This is a genomic window from Methyloversatilis sp. S146-33 (genome assembly GCF_059552495.1).
Map to the genome: position 1 here is coordinate 1 of NZ_JCANOT010000010.1, position 25,665 is coordinate 25,665.

General features: G+C 69.8%; 22 protein-coding genes and 1 pseudogene. 17 read left to right on the top strand and 6 right to left on the bottom strand.

The genetic code is table 11. The annotated features are described in order from the left end of the window. Window positions 1-126, top strand: a pseudogene (locus AC51BJ_RS00780) (IS110 family RNA-guided transposase); the annotation flags it as partial. Window positions 127-278: 152 nt separating this feature from the next. Here the strand turns inward: AC51BJ_RS00780 and uvrA are convergent. Then, window positions 279-3,119, bottom strand: a complete 2,841-nt coding sequence (gene uvrA, locus AC51BJ_RS00785; protein ID WP_496279009.1) for an excinuclease ABC subunit UvrA — start codon at window positions 3,117-3,119, stop codon at window positions 279-281. 154 nt (window positions 3,120-3,273) lie between these two features. Between uvrA and AC51BJ_RS00790 the strand changes: the two genes are divergently transcribed. The 3 genes from AC51BJ_RS00790 to ssb all read left to right on the top strand — a co-directional run bounded on the left by AC51BJ_RS00790 (window position 3,274) and on the right by ssb (window position 6,580). After that, the gene (locus tag AC51BJ_RS00790; protein WP_496279010.1) at window positions 3,274-4,503 is read left to right on the top strand and encodes a M48 family metalloprotease; all 1,230 of its coding nucleotides are present in this window, start codon (window positions 3,274-3,276) and stop codon (window positions 4,501-4,503) included. A 102-nt stretch (window positions 4,504-4,605) separates the two neighbouring features. Next, window positions 4,606-5,952 carry an MFS transporter gene (locus AC51BJ_RS00795; protein ID WP_496279011.1) on the top strand — a complete coding sequence of 449 codons (1,347 nt, stop codon included), beginning with the start codon at window positions 4,606-4,608 and terminating at the stop codon, window positions 5,950-5,952. 88 nt (window positions 5,953-6,040) lie between these two features. Beyond that, window positions 6,041-6,580 carry a single-stranded DNA-binding protein gene (ssb, locus tag AC51BJ_RS00800; protein WP_496279012.1) on the top strand — a complete coding sequence of 180 codons (540 nt, stop codon included), beginning with the start codon at window positions 6,041-6,043 and terminating at the stop codon, window positions 6,578-6,580. Window positions 6,581-6,635: 55 nt separating this feature from the next. Here the strand turns inward: ssb and AC51BJ_RS00805 are convergent, their stop codons facing one another. After that, window positions 6,636-7,538, bottom strand: coding sequence for a DMT family transporter (locus AC51BJ_RS00805; protein ID WP_496279013.1), 903 nt, complete (start codon window positions 7,536-7,538; stop codon window positions 6,636-6,638). A gap of 190 nt (window positions 7,539-7,728) precedes the next feature. Here AC51BJ_RS00805 and AC51BJ_RS00810 point away from each other — a divergent pair, with 190 nt between their 5' ends. Beyond that, complete coding sequence (locus tag AC51BJ_RS00810; protein WP_496279014.1) at window positions 7,729-8,151, top strand: CBS domain-containing protein; 423 nt, start codon at window positions 7,729-7,731, stop codon at window positions 8,149-8,151. Window positions 8,152-8,167: 16 nt separating this feature from the next. Here AC51BJ_RS00810 and AC51BJ_RS00815 read toward each other — a convergent pair whose 3' ends face one another. Next, window positions 8,168-9,304 (bottom strand): M48 family metallopeptidase, encoded by a 1,137-nt coding sequence (locus AC51BJ_RS00815; protein WP_496279015.1) that lies wholly within the window; start codon window positions 9,302-9,304, stop codon window positions 8,168-8,170. A 231-nt stretch (window positions 9,305-9,535) separates the two neighbouring features. Between AC51BJ_RS00815 and AC51BJ_RS00820 the strand changes: the two genes are divergently transcribed. From AC51BJ_RS00820 to AC51BJ_RS00845, 6 genes are all read left to right on the top strand, one after another. Further along, window positions 9,536-10,027: a hypothetical protein gene (locus AC51BJ_RS00820; protein ID WP_430435009.1), complete on the top strand. Its 492-nt coding sequence runs from the start codon at window positions 9,536-9,538 to the stop codon at window positions 10,025-10,027. A gap of 28 nt (window positions 10,028-10,055) precedes the next feature. Then, entirely contained in the window at window positions 10,056-10,691 is a 636-nt protein-coding gene (locus AC51BJ_RS00825) for a trimeric intracellular cation channel family protein (protein ID WP_496279016.1), read from the top strand. Between the two features lie 118 nt (window positions 10,692-10,809). Next, window positions 10,810-11,829 carry a magnesium chelatase ATPase subunit I gene (gene bchI, locus AC51BJ_RS00830; protein ID WP_496279017.1) on the top strand — a complete coding sequence of 340 codons (1,020 nt, stop codon included), beginning with the start codon at window positions 10,810-10,812 and terminating at the stop codon, window positions 11,827-11,829. Then, window positions 11,826-13,676: a magnesium chelatase subunit D gene (locus AC51BJ_RS00835; RefSeq protein ID WP_496279019.1), complete on the top strand. Its 1,851-nt coding sequence runs from the start codon at window positions 11,826-11,828 to the stop codon at window positions 13,674-13,676. The genes bchI and AC51BJ_RS00835 overlap by 4 nt, the downstream gene beginning before the upstream one ends. A 19-nt stretch (window positions 13,677-13,695) precedes the next feature. Then, entirely contained in the window at window positions 13,696-15,225 is a 1,530-nt protein-coding gene (locus AC51BJ_RS00840; RefSeq protein WP_430435006.1) for a phytoene desaturase, read from the top strand. Beyond that, entirely contained in the window at window positions 15,218-16,267 is a 1,050-nt protein-coding gene (locus AC51BJ_RS00845; protein WP_496279020.1) for a phytoene/squalene synthase family protein, read from the top strand. The genes AC51BJ_RS00840 and AC51BJ_RS00845 overlap by 8 nt, the downstream gene beginning before the upstream one ends. A 10-nt stretch (window positions 16,268-16,277) precedes the next feature. On the opposite strand, the gene bchO is transcribed toward AC51BJ_RS00845, so the two are convergent. Then, window positions 16,278-17,150 carry an alpha/beta fold hydrolase BchO gene (gene bchO, locus AC51BJ_RS00850; protein WP_496279021.1) on the bottom strand — a complete coding sequence of 291 codons (873 nt, stop codon included), beginning with the start codon at window positions 17,148-17,150 and terminating at the stop codon, window positions 16,278-16,280. 51 nt (window positions 17,151-17,201) lie between these two features. On the opposite strand from bchO, the gene AC51BJ_RS00855 reads away from it, so the two are divergent. After that, window positions 17,202-17,342, top strand: a complete 141-nt coding sequence (locus AC51BJ_RS00855) for a hypothetical protein (protein WP_019916967.1) — start codon at window positions 17,202-17,204, stop codon at window positions 17,340-17,342. A 10-nt stretch (window positions 17,343-17,352) separates the two neighbouring features. On the opposite strand, the gene AC51BJ_RS00860 is transcribed toward AC51BJ_RS00855, so the two are convergent. Continuing rightward, window positions 17,353-18,300: a carotenoid 1,2-hydratase family protein gene (locus AC51BJ_RS00860; protein ID WP_496279022.1), complete on the bottom strand. Its 948-nt coding sequence runs from the start codon at window positions 18,298-18,300 to the stop codon at window positions 17,353-17,355. Continuing rightward, window positions 18,297-19,787: a 1-hydroxycarotenoid 3,4-desaturase CrtD gene (gene crtD / locus AC51BJ_RS00865; protein WP_496279023.1), complete on the bottom strand. Its 1,491-nt coding sequence runs from the start codon at window positions 19,785-19,787 to the stop codon at window positions 18,297-18,299. Before crtD ends, AC51BJ_RS00860 begins: the two co-directional genes overlap by 4 nt. Window positions 19,788-19,929: 142 nt before the next feature. Between crtD and AC51BJ_RS00870 the strand changes: the two genes are divergently transcribed. From AC51BJ_RS00870 to bchY, 5 genes are all read left to right on the top strand, one after another. Then, window positions 19,930-20,823, top strand: coding sequence for a polyprenyl synthetase family protein (locus tag AC51BJ_RS00870; protein WP_304027734.1), 894 nt, complete (start codon window positions 19,930-19,932; stop codon window positions 20,821-20,823). Between the two features lie 10 nt (window positions 20,824-20,833). Further along, window positions 20,834-22,030: a methyltransferase gene (locus AC51BJ_RS00875; RefSeq protein WP_496279025.1), complete on the top strand. Its 1,197-nt coding sequence runs from the start codon at window positions 20,834-20,836 to the stop codon at window positions 22,028-22,030. 85 nt (window positions 22,031-22,115) lie between these two features. Further along, entirely contained in the window at window positions 22,116-23,051 is a 936-nt protein-coding gene (bchC, locus tag AC51BJ_RS00880) for a chlorophyll synthesis pathway protein BchC (RefSeq protein ID WP_019916975.1), read from the top strand. Beyond that, entirely contained in the window at window positions 23,048-24,067 is a 1,020-nt protein-coding gene (locus AC51BJ_RS00885; protein WP_430435001.1) for a chlorophyllide a reductase iron protein subunit X, read from the top strand. The genes bchC and AC51BJ_RS00885 overlap by 4 nt, the downstream gene beginning before the upstream one ends. Window positions 24,068-24,077: 10 nt before the next feature. Next, on the top strand, window positions 24,078-25,625 hold the full coding sequence (bchY, locus tag AC51BJ_RS00890; protein WP_430435000.1) for a chlorophyllide a reductase subunit Y: 1,548 nt from the start codon (window positions 24,078-24,080) through the stop codon (window positions 25,623-25,625). Window positions 25,626-25,665: the final 40 nt, after the last annotated feature.

Sequence of the window (25,665 nt, forward strand, 5' to 3'; positions counted from 1 at the left end):
GGATTCAGCCGCACCCAGGCGCTTGTTGCGCTGGCCCGAAAACTCGCGCGCGTTGCCTTCTCACTGATGAAGAACGCCGCAGACTATGTCCCGAAACAACACGAAAACGCTTGCGGCGGAACATAGAATCTCCCACAGGAAGCCCGGCTCCGATAATGGTGCGGACACGCATTACTGTGGGAGCGACCTCTGGTCGCGATGCGGCGATCGCGGACCGCCATCTTCGATTCAGGCTGCAATCGCGAGCAAGCGCGCTCTCACAAAAGCTTGGCTCGCCGCTACTTTCTGCGCCCCGCCGCCTTGCGCGGCTTCAGCAGCGGCGCCAGGTAATGCCCGGTGTGCGAGCGCTCGACTGCGGCGACCTCTTCCGGCGTGCCGGTGGCGATGATTTCGCCACCACCCGCGCCGCCTTCGGGGCCGAGGTCGATGATCCAGTCGGCGGTCTTGATCACGTCCAGGTTGTGCTCGATCACGACGATGGTGTTGCCGGCGTCGCGCAGCCGGTAGAGCACGCCGAGCAGCATGTCCACGTCGTGGAAGTGCAGGCCGGTGGTCGGCTCGTCGAGGATGTAGAGCGTGCGGCCGGTGTCGCGCTTGCTCAGCTCCAGCGCCAGCTTCACCCGCTGCGCCTCGCCGCCGGACAGCGTGGTCGCACTCTGGCCCAGGCCGATGTAGCCGAGGCCCACCTCGACCAGCGTTTCCAGCTTGCGGGCGACGGTGGGTACCGCGTCGAAGAAGCCGCGTGCCTCGTTCACCGTCATGCCCAGCACTTCGTGAATGGTCTTGCCCTTGTAGCGGATGTCCAGCGTTTCGCGGTTGTAGCGCTTGCCGTTGCACACGTCGCAGGGCACGAACACGTCCGGCAGGAAGTGCATTTCGACGCGCACCAGACCGTCGCCCTGGCAGGCTTCGCAGCGGCCGCCCTTCACGTTGAACGAGAAGCGGCCGGGGCCGTAGCCGCGCGAGCGCGCTTCCGGCGTGCCGGCGAACAGCTCGCGTATCGGCGTCAGCAGGCCGGTGTAGGTGGCCGGGTTGGAGCGCGGCGTGCGACCGATCGGCGACTGGTCGACATTGATCACCTTGTCGAACTGCTCCAGCCCCTCGATCGCGTCGTGCGCGGCCGGCAGCGCGGCCGAGCCGTACAGGTGGTGGGCGGCCGCGGTGTACAGCGTGTCGTTGATCAGCGTCGATTTGCCGGAGCCGGATACGCCGGTCACGCAGGTGATCAACCCGAGCGGAATCGACGCGTCGGCGCCGCGCAGGTTGTTGCCGCGGGCGCCGCGCACGTGCAGCCAGGCGTCGGTCGGCTGGGTGCGCTTCTTCGGCACCTCGATCTGCTTGCGGCCGGACAGGTAGGCACCGGTCAGGCTGGCCTCCGAGGCCTCGATGTCGGCCGGCGTGCCCTGCGCGATCACCTCGCCGCCGTGCTGGCCGGCGCCCGGGCCCATGTCGACCACGTGGTCGGCCATTTCGATCGCTTCCTGGTCGTGCTCGACCACCACCACCGTGTTGCCGAGGTCGCGCAGCTTGTTCAGCGTGCCGAGCAGGCGCGCGTTGTCGCGCTGGTGCAGGCCGATCGACGGCTCGTCCAGCACGTACATGACGCCGGTCAGGCCGGAACCGATCTGGCTGGCCAGCCGGATGCGCTGCGCCTCGCCGCCGGACAGGGTTTCGGCCGAGCGGTCCAGGCTCAGGTAGTCGAGGCCGACGTCGATCAGGAAGCCGAGGCGGGCGGCGATCTCGCGCATGATGCGGGCGGCGATGGCGGCACGCGCGCCATCGAGTTCCAGCCCTTCGAACACCTGCTGACAGGCGCGCAGCGGCAGCGAGGCGAGCTGCGGCAGCGTGTGGTCGCCGACCTTCACGTGGCGCGCGTCCGAGCGCAGGCGCGTGCCCTGGCAGTCCGGGCACACCTTGGTGTTGCGGTACTTGCCCAGTTCTTCGCGCACGACGACCGAATCGGTTTCGCGGTAGCGCCGCTCCAGATTGGGCACCACGCCTTCGAAGGTGTGCTCGCGCACCGTGGTGCGGCCGGATTCCGACAGGTAGCGGAAGGGGATGCGGTCGCGGCCCGAGCCGCTGAGCACGATGTCCTGCAGCTTCGCGTCGAGCTGGTCCCACGGCGTATCGACGTCGAACTTGTAGAAAGTGGCGAGGCTGGACAGCAGCTGGAAGTAGAACTGGTTGCGCCGGTCCCAGCCGCGGATCGCCCCTGAGGCGAGCGACAGGTGAGGGTGGGCGACGATGCGCGCCGGGTCGAAGAAGGTGACCATGCCCAGACCGTCACAGCTGGTGCAGGCGCCGGCCGGGTTGTTGAACGAGAACAGGCGCGGCTCCAGCTCGGCCACGCTGTGGCCGCACACCGGGCAGGCGAAGCGGGCGGAAAAGAGCTGTTCGGCGCCGCTGTCCATGTCCAGTGCGATGGCGCGGCCCTCGGCCTGCTGCAGCGCAGTCTCGATCGATTCGGCCAGGCGCTGGCGCGCGTCGGCGCGCACCTTCAGGCGGTCGACGACGACGTCTATCGAGTGCTTGATGTTCTTGTCCAGCTTGGGCAGCTTGTCGATGTCCATCAGTTCGCCGTCCAGCCGCACGCGCACGAAGCCGCGCGAGCGCAGGTCGGAAATGAGCTCGACCTGTTCGCCCTTGCGCTCGCTAACCACCGGCGCAAGGATGGCCACCTTGCTCTCTTCCGGCATCGCCAGCACCGCGTCGACCATCTGCGACACGCTCTGCGCGGCCAGCGGTGCGCCGTGCTCCGGGCAGTGCGGCGTGCCGACACGGGCGAACAGCAGGCGCAGGTAGTCGTGGATTTCGGTCACCGTGCCGACGGTGGAGCGCGGGTTGTGGCTGGTCGCCTTCTGTTCGATCGAGATCGCCGGCGACAGGCCCTCGATCAGGTCCACGTCCGGCTTTTCCATCAGCTGCAGGAACTGGCGCGCGTAGGCCGACAGCGACTCGACGTAGCGGCGCTGGCCTTCGGCGTACAGCGTGTCGAAGGCGAGCGAGCTCTTGCCCGAGCCGGACAGCCCGGTGATCACCGTCAGCCGGTCGCGCGGAATGTCGATGTTGATGTTCTTCAGATTGTGGGTGCGCGCACCGCGAATGCGTATCCAGTCCATGGTCCGGCCGGGGGCAGGGCAAACCGGGTATGAGACCCCATTTCCTGTCGAATTGCGAGCGGCTGCACAGGTCGGGCTGCACGTACTTGCGTCGCGCATGCGTATTGATTAGCGTGCCGCTCGCCGTCTCCCTCCAACAACGATGACAACAGACATGCAGATCCTGACCGTTGCGCCCTATCCGCGCGAGAACACGCTGTTCCGAATTCACGCCGTGCTGTCCGCAGTGCTGTGGGTGCTCATCCTGGTCGCCACCTTCGGCCTGGTGCTGGTGTACCTGCTGTTCGGCGGATTGTTCTACCTGTTCGGCTTTTCCTGGTTCATTACCCACCTGAAGGGCAACGGGGCACGTATCGGACCGGACCAGTTCCCGGACCTGCACGCGCGCATCGTCAGCGCCTGCGACCGGCTGGGCATACGCGAACTGCCCGAGTGCTACCTGATCCAGTCCGACGGCATCCTGAACGCGCTGGCGGCGAAATTCCTGGGCCGTCACTACGTCGTGCTGTTCTCGCCCATCGTCGATGCGCTGGAGGAGCGTCCGGATTCGCTCGATTTCTACATCGGACACGAACTGGCGCACATCCACCGCAAACACACCGGGCTGCTGCGTTCGGTCTTTCTCTGGCCGTCGGCCTTCCTGCCCTTGATCGGTGCCGCCTACCGCCGCGCCCAGGAATACACCTGCGACCGCTATGGTCTTGCGCTGTGCCCGAAGCCGGAGGATGCCGAACGCGCTCTGGCGGTCGTGGTGGGTGGATCGCGCCGGTGGATGACGCTGAACAGCGACACTTTCATCGGACAGAGCGCTGAAAGCGGCGGCTTCTGGATGTCTTTCAATGAGCTGACTTCGGACTACCCCTGGCTGTCCAAGCGCATGCTGGCGCTGCGCGCGCTGTCGTCCGGCCGCGAACTGCGGGTGCCGCGACACAGTCTGCGCGCCAAGCTGCTGGCGCTGTTCGTGCCGCGCTTTCCCGGGATTGGCGGCGGCGGCGGCCTGATCATGCTGGTCGCGATCATCGGCGTGTTGGCCGCCATCGCCATTCCGCAATACGACGACTACGTGAAGCGCGCCCGTCTGGCACAGGTCGATGCGGCAGCCGGCACGCTGCTGCAGCACCTGCAGACCGAGGCGGCCACGCTGGAGCAGGCGAACACCCTGTTGTCCGCGCTCGACCGCGTGCCGGCGGTACAGGCGCTGCAGACGGTGGCAAGCGTGGACATGCGCGAAGGTGGTACGGTGATCGTGACGCCGCTGGGCCGGCCCGGCGGTCAGGACGACGCGCTGGCCTTCGTGCCCTCGCTGGATGACGTCAGCGGCGCGGTCCAGTGGCAGTGCCAGACCGAGCGACCTGAGCCCCGCCGGCCGTCCTGGTGCCGCTGAAACCGGGGGCGGTGACGGAGAGGCCGTGGCAGTGGCCGCGGCTTTGCTAGAATTCGGCGGTTCCTTCGCCGTCCCGCCATGACTTCCCCTATTTCAGACCGCATGACCCGCACCGAATGGCGTGCGGGCGTGGCGCTCGCATTCATTCTCGCCTTGCGCATGCTCGGCCTGTTCCTCGTGCTGCCGGTGTTTTCGGTGTTCGCGCGGACGCTGCCGGGCGGCGACAACATCTTCATGGCCGGGCTGGCCTTCGGCGTGTTCGGGCTGGCCCAGGCCTTCATGCAGATTCCGTTCGGCATCGCCTCCGACCGCTTCGGTCGCAAGCCGGTCATCGTCGTCGGTCTGCTGCTGTACGCGGCGGGCAGCCTGATGGCGATGTGGGCGCCGGACATCCACTGGATGATCGCGGCGCGCATCCTGCAAGGTACCGGCGCCATATCCGCCGCGGTGACCGCGCTCGCCGCCGATCTGGTGCGCGACCAGCACCGCACCAAGGTGATGGCGATGATCGGTTCGACCATCGGCCTCGTGTTCGCCGGTTCGCTGGTGCTGTCGCCGGCGATGTACGGCTGGGTGGGCATGGACGGCATGTTCCTGTTCATCGCCGTGCTGGCGCTCACCGCGATTCCGGTGCTGCTCAAGGTAGTGCCCGACCCGGACCACGCGCCGGTGGTGCAGCCGACACCGTTTGCGCGGGTGATTGCCGACCGTCAGCTGATGCGCCTCAATTTCGGCATGTTCACCGTGCACATGGTGCAGATGGCCATGTTCCTGATGGTGCCGCTGGCTCTGGTCGAGGTGATGGGCGTGCCGGTGGCTGAACACTGGACGCTCTACCTGCCCATCGTGCTGGCCAGTTTCGTCGTCATGGTGCCGGCCATCGTCTGGGCGGAGAAGCGTGCGCGCGTGAAGTCGGTTTTCCTCGCGTCCATCGTCACGCTGATCGCCTCGCAATTCATCTTCCTGGCGCAGGTCGATCTGATGTGGGTGCTGGTTGGCGGGCTGTTCGTGTTCTTCATCGCCTTCAACCTGCTGGAGGCGCTGCTGCCCTCGCTGGTGTCGCGCATTGCGCCGCCAGCGGCCAAGGGTGCGGCGCTTGGCGTGTTCAATACCGCGCAGTCCATCGGTGCCGCGACCGGCAGTGCCATCGGCGGCGCGATCGCGCTGCGTTTCGGTGCCGCCGGCGTGTTCGGCTTCTGTCTCGCGCTGGCCGTCGCCTGGTGGCTGTGGGCACGCAGCATGCAAGCGCCGCCGGTGGTTGCACTGCGCGAGTACGCGATCGGCGATCATGTCGACATCGAGTGGCTGCGCGAGCGGCTGCTGGAGCTGCCGGGCGTCAGGGAAGCCAGCGTCGAACGGGAGCGCCGGATGGCGTATCTGAAGGTGAATCTGGAACTGTGGGACGAAGAGGACGTACGCCGGCTGCTCGATGCGCCGGTGGTTGCCTGAAATTCATATGGAATAATGGCGCGGCGCCCGTCCGGTGCGCAGCGTCGCTGTCAGAAACGAAATACACGAATCTCGCGGGAGGGAAATAATGGCTTCAGTAAACAAGGTCATCATCGTCGGCAACCTGGGCCGCGATCCGGAAACCCGTTACGCGCCGAACGGCGACGCGATCTGCAACATCACGGTGGCGACCACCGACAGCTGGAAGGACAAGGCTACCGGCGAGAAGAAGGAACAGACGGAGTGGCACCGCGTGTCCTTCTATGGCCGCCTGGCCGAGATCGCCGGCCAGTATCTGCGCAAGGGCTCGGCCGTCTATGTCGAGGGCAGCCTGCGCACCCGCAAGTGGCAGGACAAGGAGGGTCAGGACCGCTACACCACCGAAATCCGCGCCGAGCAGATGCAGATGCTCGGCAGCCGTCAGGGTTCGGGCGGTGGCGGTGGCGGTGAAAGCTACGGCGGCGGTGGCGGTGGTGGTTACAGCGGTGGCGACGATTTCGATCAGGCACCGCGCCAGTCCGCGCCGCGTCAGGCGCCCAGCCGCCCGGCGCCGGCGCCGGCGCCGCAGTCGGCACCGCCGTCCTCGTCCGGCGGCTTCGGCGGCATGGACGACGACATCCCGTTCTGACGCGAACGGTCGGTCCTGACAGAAAACGGCGCGCCTGCGGGTGCGCCGTTTTTTTTTAGTGCGGCACCACCCGCCCGGGCCGCGCGGCGACGAAGGCGCCCGCCGACACGCAGATCAGGCCGGCGACCAGCCAGCCGGACAGCGCCTCGTCCAGCAGCGGTGCCGCGGCGACGCCGGCCAGCACCGGAACCAGCGCCACCAGCGCGCCAGTGCGCTCGGCGCCCAGCTCATGCACCGCCTTCAGGAACAGCATCATCGCCACGATGGTGACGCCGGCGCCCTGGTAGAGGCCCTGCAGCACCAGCATGCCGGTCGGCACCTGGTCGAGCGCCTTGGGCAGCCACAGCAAATAGACCGGCAGGTAGAGCGCGGTCGAACCGAGCGCGACGAAGCGGGTGAGCGTCCACGCGTCGTGTTTCCATTTCTTTGCCAGCACGCTGTACAGCGCCCAGGCGGCCGAGCCGCCGAGCAGCAGCAGGTCGCCAAGCAGCATGTCGTGTGTCCAGGGGTGGCCGCCTGCCGTGTAGTGCACGGCGACGCTGGCGATGCCCAGCGCGATGCCGGCGAGACCGACCATGCGGGCGGCGCCGGGCCGCGATCCGAGCAGCCACCAGGCGGCCGCGGCGACCAGGAAGGGCTGCATGCCGGGTAGCAGGATGGCGCCGTGCGCGGCTGGCGCGTACTTGAAGGCGGCGAACACGAACAGGCCGTAGATGAGGCCGCCGAGCAGGGTCAGTGTCCACAGCCGTGCGTTGCGCCAGGCGCCGCGCGGCAGACTGCCGGCGAAGGGCAGCAGCAACAGCGCGGCGGTGCCCAGGCGCAGCGCCAGCGTGTCCCAGGCGGTCAGCGGACTCTTGCCGCCGTAGCGGGATACCAGGATGAAGCCGGTCCAGATGGCGACGGTACCGGCGGCGGCGAGATAGCCGGTGGTGCGCGGGGACGGGGCGAAGCGGGGCATTGCGATGTCAATCGATGCGACGGAGCCTCAGTGTAGAGCGTGTCGTGGTCCGCCTCCCTGTCGTGTTACCGGCTGTTCCGGTCGGCACGGCGGCACAGTCAAGGCGCGCCCGCCTGATCCTGCTCAAGGCGGCCGACCGGCCGGCGGCTAGATTCAAAGGGGACTCGCCCCGGGCATTTCAGGAGACATCATGGAAAAGCGCTACATCGCCTTCATCATCAAGAACAGGGAACCGCTGTTGCTGCAGCGGAAGGACACGGTCAGTCATGCCTGCCGGCTGATGCACGAGAAGGGGACCGGAGCGGTACTGGTGGTCGACGACACGCAGAAGCTGGTCGGCATCTTCACCGGCCGTGACGCGGTGCGCATGCTGGCAGAAGGGCATCACGCGCCGGCCATGACGCTGGCCGAGGCGATGACGCCGGAGCCGCACACGATTGCGCCGGACCAGACCTCGATCGACGCGCTGCGCGAAATGAACGATCGCGGCTTCCGCCATCTGCCGGTGGTCGACAACGGCGTGATCGTCGGCATCGTGTCGCGCGGTGACTTCAAGGGCGCCGAACTGGAACGGCTGGGCGACGAAACCAGCCTGTGGGAAAGGATCTGTTGATGCGAAATCTGCTGAGTCAGCGACGATCGGCGCGCGCGCTGCGGTACTGCTGCCGCCAGTCGCGCGACGAGGCCAGCCACCACATGCGGTCGAAGGCCAGCGACAGCGTCGGCAGCAGGTCGGCGAAGTAGTGCTCGGCCGCGCTCGGGCCGTCGGCCGCGTCGGGCAGGCCGTCGGCGTGGTCGATATCCAGCGCCGCCAGGCGTTCGGCCAGCGCCGGGTGGGTGTCGAAGTCGGCGGTATCGACGCGTGCGCCGAGCAGATGGTCCAGATCGGCCAGCGCGTCGTCGCGCACGAAGCCCACCTGCATGCCGAGGCCCATTTCGCGGAAAGGGCGGATGCGCGGCCGGCGTTTGCTGCGCGCCTGTTCCATCACCTTGGTCCAGTAGTTCTCGGTCAGGAAACGGTCCTTCATCGCCAGATCGATCAGCGCGCCGGCCAGCGCCGGCGCGCCGACCGCGCGGGCAGCGAGTGCGTCGGCCTCGAATTCGTCCAGTCGCGACAACTGTACAGACTGTTCGAGATCGGTCCGTGCGGTGCGCGCGAACACACGGCGGGCGACGCGCGCCAGCGGGCCGTCGTCCTCGTCGATGCGGTCGAAACAGCGCAGCCACCAGGTGCGCAGATGGGCGGCCCAGGCGCCGCGGCGGCCGCGCTGCGCCGACAGGTGAGCCAGTTCGTGCGCCAGCACCGCCGACAGTTGCTGCGGCGTCAGGCAGTGGGCCAGGGGTATGCCCAGCAGCAGCGTCGTGCGCATCGGGCCGAACAGACCGAAAGCCGGGCGGCACACGACGGCGGCGTTCACCTCCGGCGTGGCCAGCACGCGGTCGATGCGGCGCGCACCGAGCCGCGCGCACAGGCGGTCGATGCGCCGGCGGAAGCCGGGCGCCAGCGCGTCCGGCAGCACGATGCCCGCGCAGTCCGGCGTCGGCACCCAGAGCCAGCGGGAAAGCCGCACGCTGACCCAGACTACGGTCAGCAGCACGGCCAGCGCCACGGCAGCCGTTCTGGTCGAGGCGCCTTCCAGCGCATGCAGCAGCATCAGCCCGGACAGCAGGCAGCCGGCCAGCGCTGCGGTCAGCAGCCCGATGCAGAAGGTGGCGCGCAGTGTGAGCAGGCGGCGAAGCTGGCGTTGTCGGCTGTGCGCATTCACGGTGGCGGCTCCGGGCAGGGCAAACGCGAGGGGACTGGGCCGACTTATACGCAGCGCGCCAGCGCTGCGGCAATCAGCCGAATACCTGAGCCCGATCAGGCAATTTCCCCGTTCAAAACAACGATGTGGCGTCTGCTCGCGCCGATTTGTATCAGCGTGATGCGTTGGGCATGTCGGCGCGCGGCGTCGGCATAGACTGGAACGGTCATCTTCATCGGCCCCCGTTTCACCATGGCGCTTCCCCTGTTCAAGCCCGATTCCCCGCTCGCCGAGTTCGAACTGCTTGAACTGCTGGACCGCAGCAACCGGCAGGCGCGCGAACGCCTGCGGCGCTTCGGCACGGTGTGGCCCTTCGGCAGCTACGTCTGTCCGGCCGGTTTTGTACATCCGCTGGAGTCCGACCCCGCAAACTACGCGCTGCCGCACTACATGCAGTACGAAATACTGCACGACAGGCTGGTGGCGATGGCGTGGAAGGACAGGCTGATCGCCTACACGCTGGTGGCGCAGATCGGTCTGCCGCCGGAGTTCGATGCTGCGCGCACGCCGTCGATCCGGGTTCATTTCGAATCGCCCGAAATGTCCATCTATATGTATACGCCCTTCCTGCAGGCGCCCTGTCGCGCACATCCGCCGACCGTCGCCGACTTCCAGCGCACCCGCTTTCTCGAATCCTTCGTGACACCGGCCGGCGCCAACGTGTTCGAGGCCCGGCAAGGCTGAAACCGCCGGCGGCGCCTACAATCGCCGCATGCCCAGATTCCAGCTGATCATTTCGGCAATCGAGTTCGCCGCCACGCTCGCCTTTGCCGTGTCCGGTCTGATCGAAGCGGCGCGCCGCCGCATGGACGTGGTCGGCGTGTTCGCCGTGGCCTTCATCACCGCCTTCGGCGGCGGCACCGTACGCGACGTGCTGCTCGACCGCCGGCCCTTCTTCTGGGTCGAGCACCAGGGCTATGTCTGGCTCATCTTCGGGCTGACCGTGGTGGCGGCTCCCTGGCTGCACAAGCACCGCGACATCGTCACCGAGCGCGCGATGCTGATTCCGGACGCGCTGGGCCTCGGTCTGTTTTCGGTCACCGGCGTCAGCCTGGCGCACCAGATGGGCATGCCGCTCTTCGTGTCGGTCATGATGGGCGTCGTCACCGGCGTGCTCGGCGGCGTCATGCGTGACGTCATCTGCAACGAGGTGCCGAACGTGTTCCATGACCACCGGCCCTATGCCCTGTGCGCCTTCGCCGGTGCCTGGCTCTACCTCGGCATGGACGCGCTGGCGGTGCCGCCGCTGCTGTCGCTGGCCGTCTCGGTCGCGCTGATCGCCGGTCTGCGGCTGCTGGCGGTGATGACCGGCTGGTCGGTGCCGCGCTGGCCGCGCGACGAGAACTGAACGCGCCGCACACCGTATAGCGTCAATCTGTAGACACACACGAAGTGTCAGCATAAAGTGACACTATCGGCTGTGCCATCGATCTTCCATGGCGCCCGACTTCCGCGCGAGGTGCGCCATGTCGCAAGCCTTCCCGTTTTCGGCCATCGTCGGCCAGGACGAAATGAAGCAGGCCATCCTGCTGTCGGCGGTCGATCCGTCCATCGGCGGCGTGCTGGTGTTCGGCGACCGCGGCACCGGCAAGTCGACCGCCGTGCGCGCACTGGCGGCGCTGCTGCCGAAGATGCGCGCGGTCGAGGGCTGCGCCTACCAGTGCGACCCGGACGAAGTGGCTTCGGTCTGCCCGGTCTGTTCCGCCGCTGCCGCATCGCGGCGCGCGCGGCTGGTGCCGGTGCCGGTGGTCGATCTGCCGCTGGGCGCCACCGAGGACCGCGTGGTCGGTGCCCTCGATCTCGAACGCGCGCTCACCCGCGGCGAGAAGGCCTTCGAGCCCGGACTGCTGGCGCGCGCCCACCGCGGCTTTCTCTATGTCGACGAGGTCAATCTGCTGGAGGACCACCTGGTCGATCTGCTGATCGATGTGGCCGCTTCCGGCGAGAACGTGGTCGAACGCGAAGGCCTCAGCGTGCGTCACCCCGCGCGCTTCGTGCTCGTCGGCAGCGGCAACCCGGAAGAGGGCGAACTGCGGCCGCAGCTGCTCGACCGCTTCGGCCTGTCGGTCGAGGTGAGCACGCCGACCGATCTGCCGACCCGCGTCGATGTCGTGAAACGGCGCGACGCCTTCGAGCGTGACCGCGCCGGCTTCTGTGCGCAGTGGGCCGGACGCGACGCCCGCCTGCGCCGTCGCATCGTCGGTGCGCGCGAGCGCCTGCCCGCCGTACGGGTGCCGGATGCGGCGCTCGAACAGGCGGCCCGGCTGTGCATGCAGCTCGGCACCGACGGCCTGCGCGGCGAACTGACGCTGGTGCGCGCGGCGCGCGCACTGGCCGCCTACGACGGCGACGACGAGGTCGGCGACGCGCACCTGCGGCGCATCGCGCCGTCGGCGCTGCGCCACCGGCTGCGCCGCGATCCACTGGACGAATCCGGCTCCGGCGTGCGCGTGGCGCGCGCCGTCGATGAGCTGCTGCCGGCATGAGCGGGGTACCAATGCAGACTGAGGACACGATGGCGCGCTGGCTGCGCGCACTGCTGCCGGCCGCGCTGTGTGCGCTCGACCCGGCTGGATGTGGCGGTGTGCGGCTGCGCGCCCAGGCCGGTCCCGCGCGCGACGCCTGGCTGGCGCAACTGCGCGCGCTGCTGCCGCCCGGCACGCCGCTGCGCCGCATTCCGCTCGACGCACCCGATGCCCGTCTGCTCGGCGGGCTCGACCTCGCCGCCACGCTGCGCGCCGGCCGACCGGTGGCCGAGCGCGGCCTGCTGGTCGAGGCGCACGGCGGCGTCGTGCTGCTGGCGATGGCCGAGCGCATCAGTTCCGCCGCGGCGGCACGGCTGACCGCGGTGATGGACGAGGGCGTCGTGGTCATGCTGCGCGACGGGCTGGAAACGCGCGAGGCGGCCGAGTTCGGCGTCATCGCGCTGGACGAGGCGCAGGGCGACGACGAGAACCTGCCGGCCGCCTTGTGCGACCGCCTGGCCTGCATCGTCGAGCTCGAAGGCCTGCGTGCCGGCGACTGCCCGCAACTGCCCTTCGATGCCGGACACATCGCCGCTGCGCGTGCGCGCCTGCCGACGGTCAGCGTGTCGCCGGTGGTGATCCAGTCGCTCGGTGCAGCGGCACAGGCCTTCGGTGTCGATTCGCTGCGCGCCTTCATGCTCGCAGTGCGCGCCGCCCGCGCTGCGGCCGCGCTGGACGGGCGCGACCAGGTCGGCGAGCCGGACGTGACGCTGGCCGCCCAGCTGGTGCTGGCGCCGCGCGCGACGCAGTGTCCGGCGAGTGCCGCCGAAGCGCCGGCCGATGTGCCACCCGAGTCCGCCGCGCCCGACCAGACGCCCGACAAGGCGCCCGCCGAGGCCGCGCCGCCGCCGGGCGATGCGGGCGGCGAGCAGAGGGACGAGCGGAAGGACGACAGCCCCGCCGATCTGCAACAGCCGCTCGAAGACCGGGTGCTCGAAGCGGTGCGCGCGGTGCTCAGTCCCGACCTGCTGGCGCACATCCGGCTGGCCGGTGGTCGCCTCCCGCGGGCGCGCAGCGCCGGGCGCTCAGGCGCGCTGCGCGGCAACGGCCAGCGCGGCCGGCCGGTCGGCGTGCGCAAGGGGCGACCGGGCGGCGGGCTGCGGCTCAGCGTCATCGATACGCTGCGTGCGGCGGCGCCGTGGCAGGCGTTGCGCCGGCGTCAGGGCATGCCGGTGACGCAGGTGGCGGTGCGACCGGAAGATTTCCGCGTCGTCCGCTACCGGCAGCGCACGCAGACCACCACCATCTTCGTCGTCGACGCCTCCGGCTCGTCGGCGCTGCACCGGCTGGGCGAAGCCAAGGGTGCGGTCGAACTGCTGCTGGCCGACTGCTATGTCCGGCGCGACCGGGTGGCGGTGATCGCCTTCCGCGGCACGCGTGCCGAACTGCTGCTGCCGCCGACCCGCTCGCTGGTGCGTGCCAAACGCAGTCTGGCCGGTCTGCCCGGTGGCGGCGGCACACCGCTGGCGGCCGGCATCGAAGCCGGCTGGAGCCTGGCCGACGCGCTGCGCCGGCAGGGCGACACGCCGACGCTGGTGCTGCTCACCGACGGCCGCGGCAATGTCGCGCGCGACGGCCAGGGCGGTCGCGCCCAGGCCGAGCAGGACGCGCAGGCGGCGGCGCGGCGGGTGCGCGCGTCGGCGCTGCGCACGCTGTTCATCGACACCTCGCCGCGGCCGCATCCGTCGGCGCAGTCGCTGGCGGCCGGCATGGGTGCGCTGTACGCGCCACTGTCCGCCGCCGATGCACAGGGCATTTCGCAGCTGGTGAAGCAGGCGGGTGCGCAGTCCGCCGGCCAGAACCGATGAACACGACCGGTACGCGGCGATGACTTCGATGAACGATCTGCCGCCGGCCGTCACCGGCGTGCGCCGCAGCGCACCGCACGCGGTGGTGATAGGCAGCGGCTTCGGCGGGCTGGCCGCGGCGGTCCGGCTCGGTGCACGCGGCTACCGCGTCACCGTGCTCGAGCGGCTCGATGCGCCGGGCGGACGTGCCTATGTACACCGGCAGGACGGCTTCACCTTCGACGCCGGCCCGACCATCGTCACCGCGCCCTTCCTGTTCGAGGAACTGTGGCAGCTGTGCGGCCGACGGATGGCCGACGACGTCGATCTGCGACCGCTGTCGCCCTTCTACCGCATCCGCTTCGACGACGGCGAAACCTTCGACTGTTCCGGCGACCCCGACGCGATGCGGCGCGAAGTGGCGCGGCTGGCGCCGGACGATGTGGCCGGTTACGAGCGCTTCATGCTGGCCAGCGAGGCCACCTTCCGCGTCGGTTTCGAACAGCTGGGCCACGTGCCCTTCGACAGCTGGATAGACATGGCGCGCGTGCTGCCGGCGATGGTGAAGCTGCAGAGCTACCGCAGCCTGTACAGCCTGGTGTCCAGCCATGTGCGCGACGAGCGGCTGCGCTTCGTGCTCAGCTTTCATCCGCTGTTCGTCGGCGGCAACCCGTTCACCGTCACCTCGATCTACGGCCTGATCGCGCATCTGGAGCGGCAGTGGGGCGTGCACTTCGCGATGGGCGGCACCGGCAGTCTGGTCAGCGGCCTGGTGAAGCTGATCGAGGGGCAGGGCAATCGTGTGCGCTGCGATGCCGAGGTGGTCGAGATCACCGCGCACAACGGCCGCGCCACCGGCGTGCGGCTGCGCAACGGCGAAACGGTTACAGCCGACGTGGTGGTGTCGAACGCCGACGCAGCCTACACCTACAAGCAGCTGTTGCCGTCGATCCGGCGCAAGCGCTGGACCGACCGTCGCCTCGACGACGCACGCTATTCGATGAGCCTGTTCGTCTGGTACTTCGGCACGCGCGGCCGTTACGACGCGGTGCCGCACCACACGATACTGCTCGGTCCACGCTACCGGGCGCTGCTGCACGACATCTTCGAGCGGCAGGTGCTGGCCGACGATTTCAGCCTCTATCTGCACCGACCGACGGCGACCGATCCATCGCTGGCGCCGCCAAGCTGCGACGCCTTCTACGTGCTGTCGCCGGTGCCCCACCTGGACAGCGGCACCGACTGGACGGTGGTGGCGGAGCGCTACCGCCAGGCGATCGAGGACCGGCTGTCGGAAACCCTGCTGCCGGGGCTGGCCGAACGCATCGTCACCTCGCGCGTCACCACGCCGATCGATTTCCGCGACCGCCTGCTGTCGCTGAAAGGCGCGGCCTTCGGGCTGGAGCCGGTGCTGACGCAGAGCGCCTGGTTCCGTCCGCACAACCGCAGCGAGGAGCTGGAGCGGCTCTATCTGGTCGGCGCCGGCACGCACCCCGGCGCCGGTCTGCCCGGCGTGCTGTCGTCGGCGCGCGTGCTCGACCGGCTGGTGCCGGATCCGTCTCATGTCTGACCACGACGCCGCCCAAGACATGGCGGCCTGCCGCCGTCTGCTGCGCGACGGCTCGCGTTCCTTCTTCGCCGCCTCGCTGCTGCTGCCGCGTGCGGTGCGCGAACCGGCGTGCGCGCTGTACGCCTTCTGCCGCATCGCCGACGATCTGGTCGATGACAGTGCGGCCGACGAAGCGACCGTCGATGCCTTGCGCCGGCGGGTCGACGCCGCCTGCGCCGGCCGGCCGCGCAACGACCCGGTCGATCGCATGCTGTCGCGGGTGGTGGTGCAGTTCGCGATACCGCCGGCACTGCTGCATGCGCTGATCGAGGGCTTCGCCTGGGACGCGCGCGGCCGGCAGTACGAAACGCTGTCCGAGCTATATGAATACTGCGCCCGCGTGGCGGCCACCGTCGGCGCCATGATGGCGATGCTGATGGGCGTGCGCGACCGTGAACAGGCGGCGCGCGCCTGCGACCTCGGGCTGGCGATGCAGCTCACCAATATCGCCCGCGACATCGGCGAGGACGCGCGGCGCGGCCGGCTTTACCTGCCGCGCGGCTGGCTGCGCGTGGCTGGCATCGATCCGGACGCCTGGCTGGCGCAGCCGGTGTTCGATGCGCGGCTGGTACCGGTGCTCGATCGCCTGCTCGGCTGTGCCGACCTGCTGTACGAGCGCGCCGCCGCCGGCATCGAACAGCTGCCGCCGGCCTGCCGGCCGGGCATCCGCGCGGCACGCGCCATTTATCGCGACATCGGCCGCGGCGTGGTGGCCAACGGCCACGATTCGGTGTCGCAGCGCTCGGTCGTGTCGTCCTGGCGTAAGACCGTGCTGCTGGCCGGCTCGCTGACTGCGGCCGCGCAGCAGGCGGATGCGCGCTACGCCGAACTGGAGGAGGTGTCGATGCTGGTCGACGCGGTCAGCGCGGCGCCGCTGCCGCTGGCTGTGCAGGGTCGGCTCGACCGCCTGCCGTCGCGCACGCCGCGACAGCGACTGGAATGGCTGATCGACCTGTTCGAGCGGCTGGAGCGGCAGGACCGGGCGCGCGCGCAGGGCGGCTGACGCCAATGGCCTACCGCACCGCTTCGGTGATCAGCGCGGCCAGTCGCTGTGGCGCTTCCTCGTGCGCCAGATGCCCCAGCCCGTCGAGCTCGATCAGGCGCGCGCCGGTGACCATGCGCTGTACCCGGCGCGAACAGTCGGCCGGCACCGTGCGGTCGCCGCGCGCGGCGATCAGCGTCAGCGCGGCGTCGAGCCGCGGCAGATCGCGCGCCAGCGGTGCGATGTCCCAGTTCGACATCATGCCGAGCACCCCGGCCACGTGCGCGCGACAGCGCACCAGCCGCGCGTACAGCGCGATGCCGCGTTCGTCGATGTGCGAACCGGTGCTGGCAATCAACCGCTCGACCGCCCCGCTGCGCGACGCGCTGCGCGCGAACAGGGCGGCGGCAAAGGGAGTCAGTGACAGCAGGCGGGCGGCTGGCGGAAACAGCAGGCCGGCCAGGCCGGGCAGCGGCAGCAGCGCGCCATTGAGGCTGACCAGGTGGCGGCCGGGCAGCAGGCCGTCGAGCCGCATGCGCAGTGCGATCGCCGCACCGGCCGAGTGCCCGGCCACCGCCGCCGGTGCGATCTGCAGTGCGCGCATCAGCGCGGACGTGGCGCGCGCCATGCCGGGCAGCGACAGCGTGTGGGCCGGCGGGGTCGAACTGAAGGCGTGGCCCGGCAGATCGGGCGCAATGACGGTGTGTTCGCGCGCCAGCAGCGGCAGCAGGTCGCGCCAGGAGTGGGTCGACGCGCCACTGCCGTGCAGCAGGAGCAGCGGCGGGCCGCTGCCGTCGATCTGTACGTGCCAGCGCACGCCGCCCGCATCGACGAAACGGCTCGCATCGCGATGGGGCCAGTCGGCGCCGTCGCGCAGCCAGTCGAGGCTTTCGGTTGCGGACATGGAGTTGTGAAGGTTCAGTGCAGTCGATGCAACCATACAGGAGGGCGTGCAATGAGTCCGACTACGCTGGTCATTGTCGAGGCGGTGCTGATATTCGGCGGCGTGCTGGTGTTCGCCGTGTACCAGCTGGTATCGGTGCGCCGTCTGCAGAAGCGCGAGGGCGACCGCAAGGACGAAGCGCCGGAGCGCTGACCAGGCCTCCTCAGGCGGCCCATGCGCTTCGCCGTGGCATGCGGAAGGGCAGCAGCATCTGTACCCAGCCGCTGCGGAAGCGTTCGAGGTCCAGACTTTCGTGCACGCCGTGCACCGGCTCGCCGAGCAGCCGGGTGTCGAGCAGCGAGCGCGCATAGAAGGGCGTGTCTTCCAGCGTGCGCGCCCGCGGTGTCGTGCCGGCTTCGCTGCGCGTCGCGCGGGCAATCCCCCAGCGCGTGCCCGGCAGGTCGTGCGCCGCCGGTGCGGCGAAGCTGCGGCAGCCGCCGTCGGCGTCGAAATGCAGTGCCAGCGAATGCGGCGTGCCGTCGCGTCGCTCTACGTCGTACAGCACCGCGGTGTCGCCGCCACGCAGGCTGCTGCGCGACCAGTGCCAGCGGGTGAAGTCCTCCTCCAGCGCGCGACTGCCGGCATTGCTGTCGGCATAGGCGTCGCCATGCCAGTGCAGCGCCGGTTCGCTCAGCCTGACCTCGACCCGCGCACAGGGGGCGATTGGCAGCCACAGGTGGCGCCCCTCTGCATCGAGCGCGAAGGTGTCCTGCACCAGCGTCGGCGCGTGCAGACGCACGCTGCCGCGCACGCGCATCGGCAGCGGCGCGCCGATCTCGTCGAGGTCTATGGTGAGTGCCGCGCCGTCCCAGTGCAGCCGACTCGGGCCGATGCGCAGGCTGTGCGCGTCGCGCTGCAGCGCGGCGGCGCCGCGCTCGGTCATGGTCCAGCGGCGCTTGTCACCATATAGCGCGACATTCACCGCGCAGTGCGCGTGCGGGTCGGCGGCACCCGGGCGACGGCGGCGGGCCAGTGCGTAATACGGCGAGAACACGCTGCCGATGAAGGCGATCACCGTCAGTCCGTAGCGACCGTCATCGCTGGTGGCGTCGACATACCACCAGCGGTAGCCGCCCGGCGCGACGTCGGCGTCGAAGCTGCGAGCGTTCATGAGCGGGCCTCCGTGCGGTCGCGCAGGATGCAGTCGGCCGCCAGCCGGCCCGATAGCGCGGCCATCGGCAGGCCGGGGCCGGGGTGCGCGCTGCCGCCGGCCAGATAGAGTCCGGGCACGCGGCTGCGCGCGCCGGGGCGGCGGAAGGCAGCGCGCCAGCCGTGCGAAGCCTCGCCGTAAAGCGCGCCGCCGGTCGCGGGAAACATCCGGTTGAAGTCTTCCGGCGTGGTGGTGACGCAGGCACTGGCGCGGCGTTCGACGCGCAGGCCGCAGTGCGCCATCTGGCGGAAGGCGAGGTGGGCGCAGCGCTCGATCTCGCCCGGGCGTGCCAGCCGGCGGTCGCCATCGGCCGGCGCATTGACCAGGCAGAGCAGGCGTTCCGCCGGCAGCGGCGACGACGGCGGCGCGTCGCCGCGATCCTGCGCGCAGACATAGACGGTGGGTGCGCGCGGCAGCCGGCCGTGGCGCTGCAGGTCGTCGAATTCGGCGCGGTAGTCGGCCGAGAAGAACACGTTGTGGCGCAGCAGCGGGAAGCCCTCGGTCGCCGCGACCAGATTCCAGGTCACCGCCGACAGCGAGCGCGCGGCGGGCTCGACCGCGGCCGTCGCGCGGCGCACGCCGTCGCCGAAATGACCCGCTGGCAGCGCGGCGACGTCGGCGTTGGCAACCACGGTGCGCGCCGCCAGCCACTCGCCCGAGGCCAGCCGGACGCCGGATACGTGATCGCCTTGCAGCGTGATCTCGCTGACGTGCTCGCCGTAGCGGAACTGCACGCCGTGGCGCACGCACAGCGCGGCCAGCGCCTCGGCCAGCCGGTACATGCCGCCCTCGATCAGCCAGACGCCGCGCCGTTCGACATGGGCCACCAGCATCAGGGTGGCCGGTGCATCGAAGGGCGACGAGCCGCAATAGGTGGCGTAGCGGCCGAACAACTGGCGCAGCCGCGGGTCGCGGAAGTGGCTGCCGAGTGCCCGCCACATCGTTGCAAAGGGGCGGATGCGCAGGATGTCGACGCCGGCGCGGCGCGCCAGTTCGAGCGGCCCCGGCCGCTGGGCGCGCATGAAGCTGCTGTCGAGCGTGCGGTAGATGGTCTGCGCCTCGCGCGTGAAACGGACGAAGCGCCGCGCCTCGGCGGCGCCGGCGAAGTCGCCGATGGCCTGGGCGCTGCGCTCGACGTCGGCGTGCAGGTCCAGCTGCTCGTCGGCCGACCAGGCGTGGCGCGCCAGCACCTCGACCTTGCGCGTGCCGACGTGGGTGGCGAAGTCGCTGCCGGCGGCGTCGAAGATGTCCTCGAACACCTCGCGCAGCGTGAACACCGTCGGGCCGGCGTCGAGCCGCAGACCGGCCACGTGCACCTCGCGCAGCTTGCCGCCGGGCGTGCCTGCGCGCTCGGTCAGCGTCACCGCCAGGCCGCGGCGGGCCAGTTCGAGCGCGGCCACCAGGCCCGCCACGCCGGCACCGATCACCACCACGTCCTGTCCGCTCATGTCGGCTCCTGTAAACCTTCATTGACGTTACGACCTGTCATGTCTACATTACATTACACCAGCGCCTGACAATCAAGATTGACAGTTGGCGCGATAACTCATCGGACGCAGCTGCGCGCCGACACATGCGGGGGAACAGGCCATGGATGGAATGAAGCGCATCGAGCAGGCCCTGGGGATGGCGGTCGAACAATCGCTGGTGGCTGCGCTGTCGCATGCCGACGGCCCCGGCTGCCCGCCGCTGCTGGCGGCGGCCATCCGTCACGCGGTGTTCCCGGGCGGCGCGCGCATCCGGCCGCGGCTCTGTCTGGCCGCGGCCTGCGCCTGCGGCGAGGACGACACGTCGATCGCCGATCACGCCGCCGCGGCAATCGAACTGCTGCACTGCGCGTCGCTGGTGCATGACGATCTGCCCTGCTTCGACGATGCGCCACTGCGCCGGGGCAAGCCTTCGGTGCACAGCGCCTTCGGCGAGCGCATCGCCGTGCTCACCGGGGACGCGCTGATCGTGCTCGCCTTCCAGACGATGGCGCGCGGCGGCGCCCAGGCGCCGTACCGTCTGCTGCCGCTGCTGTCCATCATCGGCCGCGGTGTCGGCGTGCCGTCGGGCATCGTCGCCGGCCAGGCGCTCGAGTGCGAAACCGACGTGAACCTGCGCCAGTACCAGCAGGCCAAGACCGGCGCGCTGTTTGCCGCGGCCACCATGGCCGGTGCGGCGGCGGCGGGGGCCGATCCCGGCCCGTGGCGCGCGCTCGGCGACTGCATGGGCGAAGCCTTCCAGGTGGCCGACGACATCCTCGACGTGGCATCGACGCAGGAGCGCATCGGCAAGCCGATCGGCCGCGACGCCGCACTGGGCCGGCCGAGCGCCGCTCGCGAACTGGGCATACCGGGCGCAGTGAAACGGCTGCAGCAACTGGTCAGCGACGCCATGGACGCGGTGCCCGCCTGCTCCGGTGCCGACGGACTGCGCGCGGTGATCGCGATGGAGGCGCAGCGCTTCCTGCCGGCAGAGATCGCCGACTGCGCCGCCTGAAGATCGCGCCATGGACCTGCCCGACACATTCCGGCCGCCGGCGGTGACGGCGAGCGAAGGTCTGGTCGAGCGCATCCGCCAGGCAGCGGAGCGCTTGCTCAGCAGCCCGCGTTTCCATCGCTGGGCGGCCGCCTTTCCGCTGACGCGCCACAAGGCGCGGCGCGAGGCGCGTGCGCTGTTCGACCTGTGCGCCGGCTTCGTCTATTCGCAGGTGCTGCTCGCCTGCGTGCGGCTGAAACTGTTCGAGCTGCTGGCCGACGGCGCGCAGAGCGCGCAGCAGGTGGCTTTGCGCACCGGGCTCAGCCGCGACGCCGCCGAGCGACTGCTGGACGCGGCGGTGGCGTTGCGCCTGGCGTCGCGCCGTGCCGGTGGCCGCTACGGCCTGGGCATGCTGGGGGCGGCCGTGCGGGCCAATCCCGGCATCGCCGACATGGTCGAGCACCACGGGCGCGTCTATCGCGATTTCGAGGATCCGGTGGCGCTGCTGCGCGGCCTGTCCGGCGCCACCGCGCTGTCCGGCTACTGGCCCTATGCCGGCAATGCCGACGCCGCCGCGCTCGACGACGGTCGCATCGCCGACTACACGGCGCTGATGGCGGCGTCGCAGCCGCTGGTGGCCGACGAAGTGCTCGATACCTATCCGGTCGCCATGCACCGCTGCCTGCTCGATGTCGGCGGCGGCGACGGCAGCTTTCTGCGCGCCGCCGCGCGCCGCGCGCCGGACCTGCGGCTGCAGCTGTTCGACCTGCCGGCGGTGGCGAATCAGGCGCGCCGGCGCTTTGCCGAGGCGGGCCTGACGGCGCGTGCCGAGGTGTTCGGCGGCGCCTTCCAGACTGACGCCTTGCCGCGCGGCGCCGACCTGGTGTCGGTGGTGCGCGTGCTGCACGACCACGACGACGACGACGTGATGCAGCTGCTGCGCGCCATCCGCGCGCTGCTGCCACCCGACGGCACGCTGCTGATCGCCGAACCGATGTCCGGCGTGGCCGGTGCCGAGCCGGTCGGCGACGCCTATTTCGGCTTCTACCTGATGGCGATGGGGCGGGGCCGCCCGCGCAGCGAGCCGCGGCTCACCGACATGCTGCGCGCCGCCGGCTTCTGCCAGATCGGCCGTCTGCCGACGCGGATTCCGCTGCAGACCTGCGTGCTGGTGGCGCGTCCACGACCGCTGACACACGATGAAGCAGAAAGTGTAATTAAACGTTGACACACGTCAGAGTAAACATAGAATGACACTTATGCGACAGGCCGTGCTGACACCGTCAGCCGACCGTCCTCAACGAGGAGGCGCGATGGACAGCATGGCCGTAGTGCTGCAGCAACCGGAACAGCTGGTCGTGACACGGCTGGATCTGGCGCCTGCAGGAGACGCCGACGTCGTCGTCGATGTCGAGTGGAGCGGCATCAGCACCGGCACCGAACGCCTGCTGTGGTCCGGTCGCATGCCGCCCTTTCCGGGCATGGGTTATCCGCTGGTGCCGGGTTACGAATCGGTGGGCCGCGTCAGCGCCGCCGGGCGTGCTGCCGGTCTGCGCATCGGCGAGCGGGTGTTCGTGCCGGGTGCGCGCTGTTTCGGCGAGGTGCGCGGCCTGTTCGGCGGAGCCGCCTCACGGCTGGTGGTACCGGCGGCGCGGGCGCTGCCGATAGACGAAGCCCTGGCCGAACGCGGCATCCTGCTGGCGCTGGCCGCCACCGCACAGCACGCGGTCATGGGCGGCGCCAGGCTGCCTGATCTCATCATCGGTCACGGCGTGCTCGGCCGGCTGGTCGCCCGGCTGACCGTGGCCGCCGGCGGCGAGCCGGTGGTGTGGGAAACGAATCCGATGCGCGCCGCCGGCAGCACCGGCTACGCGGTTATCCCGGCCGCGCTGGACAGCCGCCGCGACTACCGCTGCATCTGCGACGTCAGCGGCGACGCGACGCTGCTCGACACGCTGATCGCACGGCTGGCACCGCAGGGCGAAATCGTGCTGGCCGGCTTCTACGAGGACGCACTGTCCTTCCATTTCGCACCGGCCTTCATGCGCGAGGCGCGACTGCGCGTCGCCGCCCAGTGGCAGGACGCCGATCTGGCCACCGTGCGCGACATGGCCGCCGACGGCCGGCTGTCGCTCGATGGCCTGATCACGCATCGCGAGGTGGCCAGCCGCGCCGACCTCGCCTACCGCACGGCATTCGGTGACCCCGGCTGCCTGAAGATGATCCTCGACTGGAGACAGCTGTCATGACCGAAGCCTGTGGCGGCGGCGCCGTCAGCACCATCAAGTTCGACCTGACCAAGGTGCTGCGCGCCGAGGCAGCGATCGATCCCGATCCCGTCGCGGATGGCGAAGTGACCAAGCAGACGCAGATCATCGCCATCTACGGCAAGGGCGGCATCGGCAAGAGTTTCACGCTGGCCAACCTGAGCTACATGATGGCGCAGCAGGGCAAGAAGGTGCTGCTGATCGGCTGCGACCCGAAGAGCGACACCACCTCGCTGCTGTTCGGCGGCAAGGCCTGCCCGACCATCATCGAAACCAGTTCGAAGAAGAAGCTGGCCGGCGAGGACGTGGGCATCGGCGACGTCTGCTTCATCCGCGACGGCGTGTTCGCGATGGAGTTGGGCGGCCCCGAGGTCGGCCGCGGCTGCGGCGGGCGCGGCATCATCCACGGCTTCGAAACGCTGGAGAAGCTTGGTTTCCACGACTGGGGTTTCGACTACGTGCTGCTCGATTTCCTCGGCGACGTGGTGTGCGGCGGCTTCGGCCTGCCGATCGCCCGCGACATGTGCCAGAAGGTGATCGTGGTCGCCAGCAACGACCTGCAGAGCCTGTACGTCGCCAACAACGTGTGCAGCGCGGTCGAGTATTTCCGCAAGCTGGGCGGCAATGTCGGCGTGGCGGGCGTGGTGATCAACCGCGACGACGGCACCGGCGAGGCGGCGCGGTTCGCCGATGCGGCCGGCATTCCGGTGCTGGCCACCATCCCGGCCAACGACGACATCCGGCGCAAGAGCGCCAGCTACGAAATCATCGGCCGCCCTGGTTCGCAATGGGCGCCGCTGTTCGAGGAACTGGCCACCAATGTGGCGGAGGCGCCACCGGTGCGGCCGAAGCCGATGACCCAGGACGGTCTGCTCGGCCTGTTCGCCGCCGACGTGACCGGTCGCGACTACGTGATGACGCCGGCCACGGTGGCCGACATGCTGGGTCGAGAAGACGTGATCCGGCCGTCGCTCGAAGTGGTGTACGACACCGTCTGAGGTGGCCACCATGACCGACACAACGCATACACAGGTCATCAACACCGACGCGCTGTCGGCGCAGCGCCGGCCGGCCGACGGCGACGGCATCGGCTGTCACGCCGGGCGCGAACAGCTGGACGGCGCGGCGCGCGCCGCCGGCAAGAGCGAAACGCTGGACCGCTACGCCGCCGACTATCCGAAGGGCCCGCACGACCAGCCGCAGAGCATGTGCCCGGCTTTCGGTTCGCTGCGCGTCGGTCTGCGCATGCGCCGCACCGCGACCGTGCTGTCCGGTTCCGCCTGCTGCGTCTATGGCCTCACCTTCACTTCGCATTTCTACGGCGCCCGCCGCAGCGTCGGCTACGTGCCCTTCAACAGCGAAACGCTGGTGACCGGCAAGCTGTTCGAGGACATCCGCGAGGCGGTGTACAAGCTGGCCGATCCGGCCCAGTACGACGCCATCGTCATCATCAATCTGTGCGTGCCGACCGCCAGCGGCGTGCCGCTGCAGCTGCTGCCGAAAGAGATCGACGGCGTACGCATCATCGGCATCGACGTGCCGGGCTTCGGCGTCCCGACGCACGCCGAGGCGAAGGACGTGCTGGCCGGCGCGATGCTGCGCTACGCCCGCCAGGAGGCGGAGCAGGGGCCGGTGCAGGCGCCGCGCAGCGGTGTGGCCGACCGGCCGACGGTGGCGCTGGTGGGCGAAATGTTCCCGGTCGATCCGGTCATCATCGGCTCGCTGCTCGAACCGATGGGACTGGCCGCCGGCCCGGTGGTGCCGACACGCGAATGGCGCGAGCTGTACGCCGCGCTCGACTGCGCGGTGGTCGGTGCCATCCATCCTTTCTATACCGCGAGCTTCCGCGAGTTCGAAGCGGCGGGTCGGCCCATCGTCGGCTCCGCGCCGATCGGTCACGACGGCAGCGAGGCCTGGCTGCAGTCCGTCGGCCAGGCGGCCAACGTCGGTCAGGCGCAGATCGACGCGGCGAAGAACCGCTTCCTGCCGGCGATACGCGGCGCGCTTGCCGCCAACCCGATCAGGGGCCGCATCACGCTGTCCGGCTACGAAGGTTCGGAACTGCTGGTGGCGCGGCTGCTGGTCGAGAGCGGCGCCGACCTGCGCTATGTCGGCACCGCCTGCCCGCAGACGCCGCACAGCGCGGCCGACCGCGAATGGCTGAGCGCGCACGGCGTGCATGTGCAGTACCGCGCCTCGCTCGAACAGGATCTCGCCGCGATGCGCGAATTCCGTCCGGACCTGGCGATCGGTACGACACCGGTGGTGCAGGCGGCGAAGGAGGCGCGCATCCCGGCGCTGTACTTCACCAATCTGATTTCGGCACGACCGCTGATGGGGCCGGCCGGTGCCGGCTCGCTGGCACAGGTGATCAATGGCGCCATCGGCAACAAGGCGCGCTTCGACACGATGAGCGAATTCTTCGACGGCGTCGGCAGCGGTCACGCCGGCGGCGTGTGGCAGGACGTGCCGAAGGACAGGCCGGAATACCGCGCCGCCTACCGCGCGAAGATGGCCAAGCTGGCCCGCGCGCGCAGCGTCGAGGAGGCCATATGAGTACGCAGCGGAGTACCCAGCGGAGCACGCAGCGAGCCAG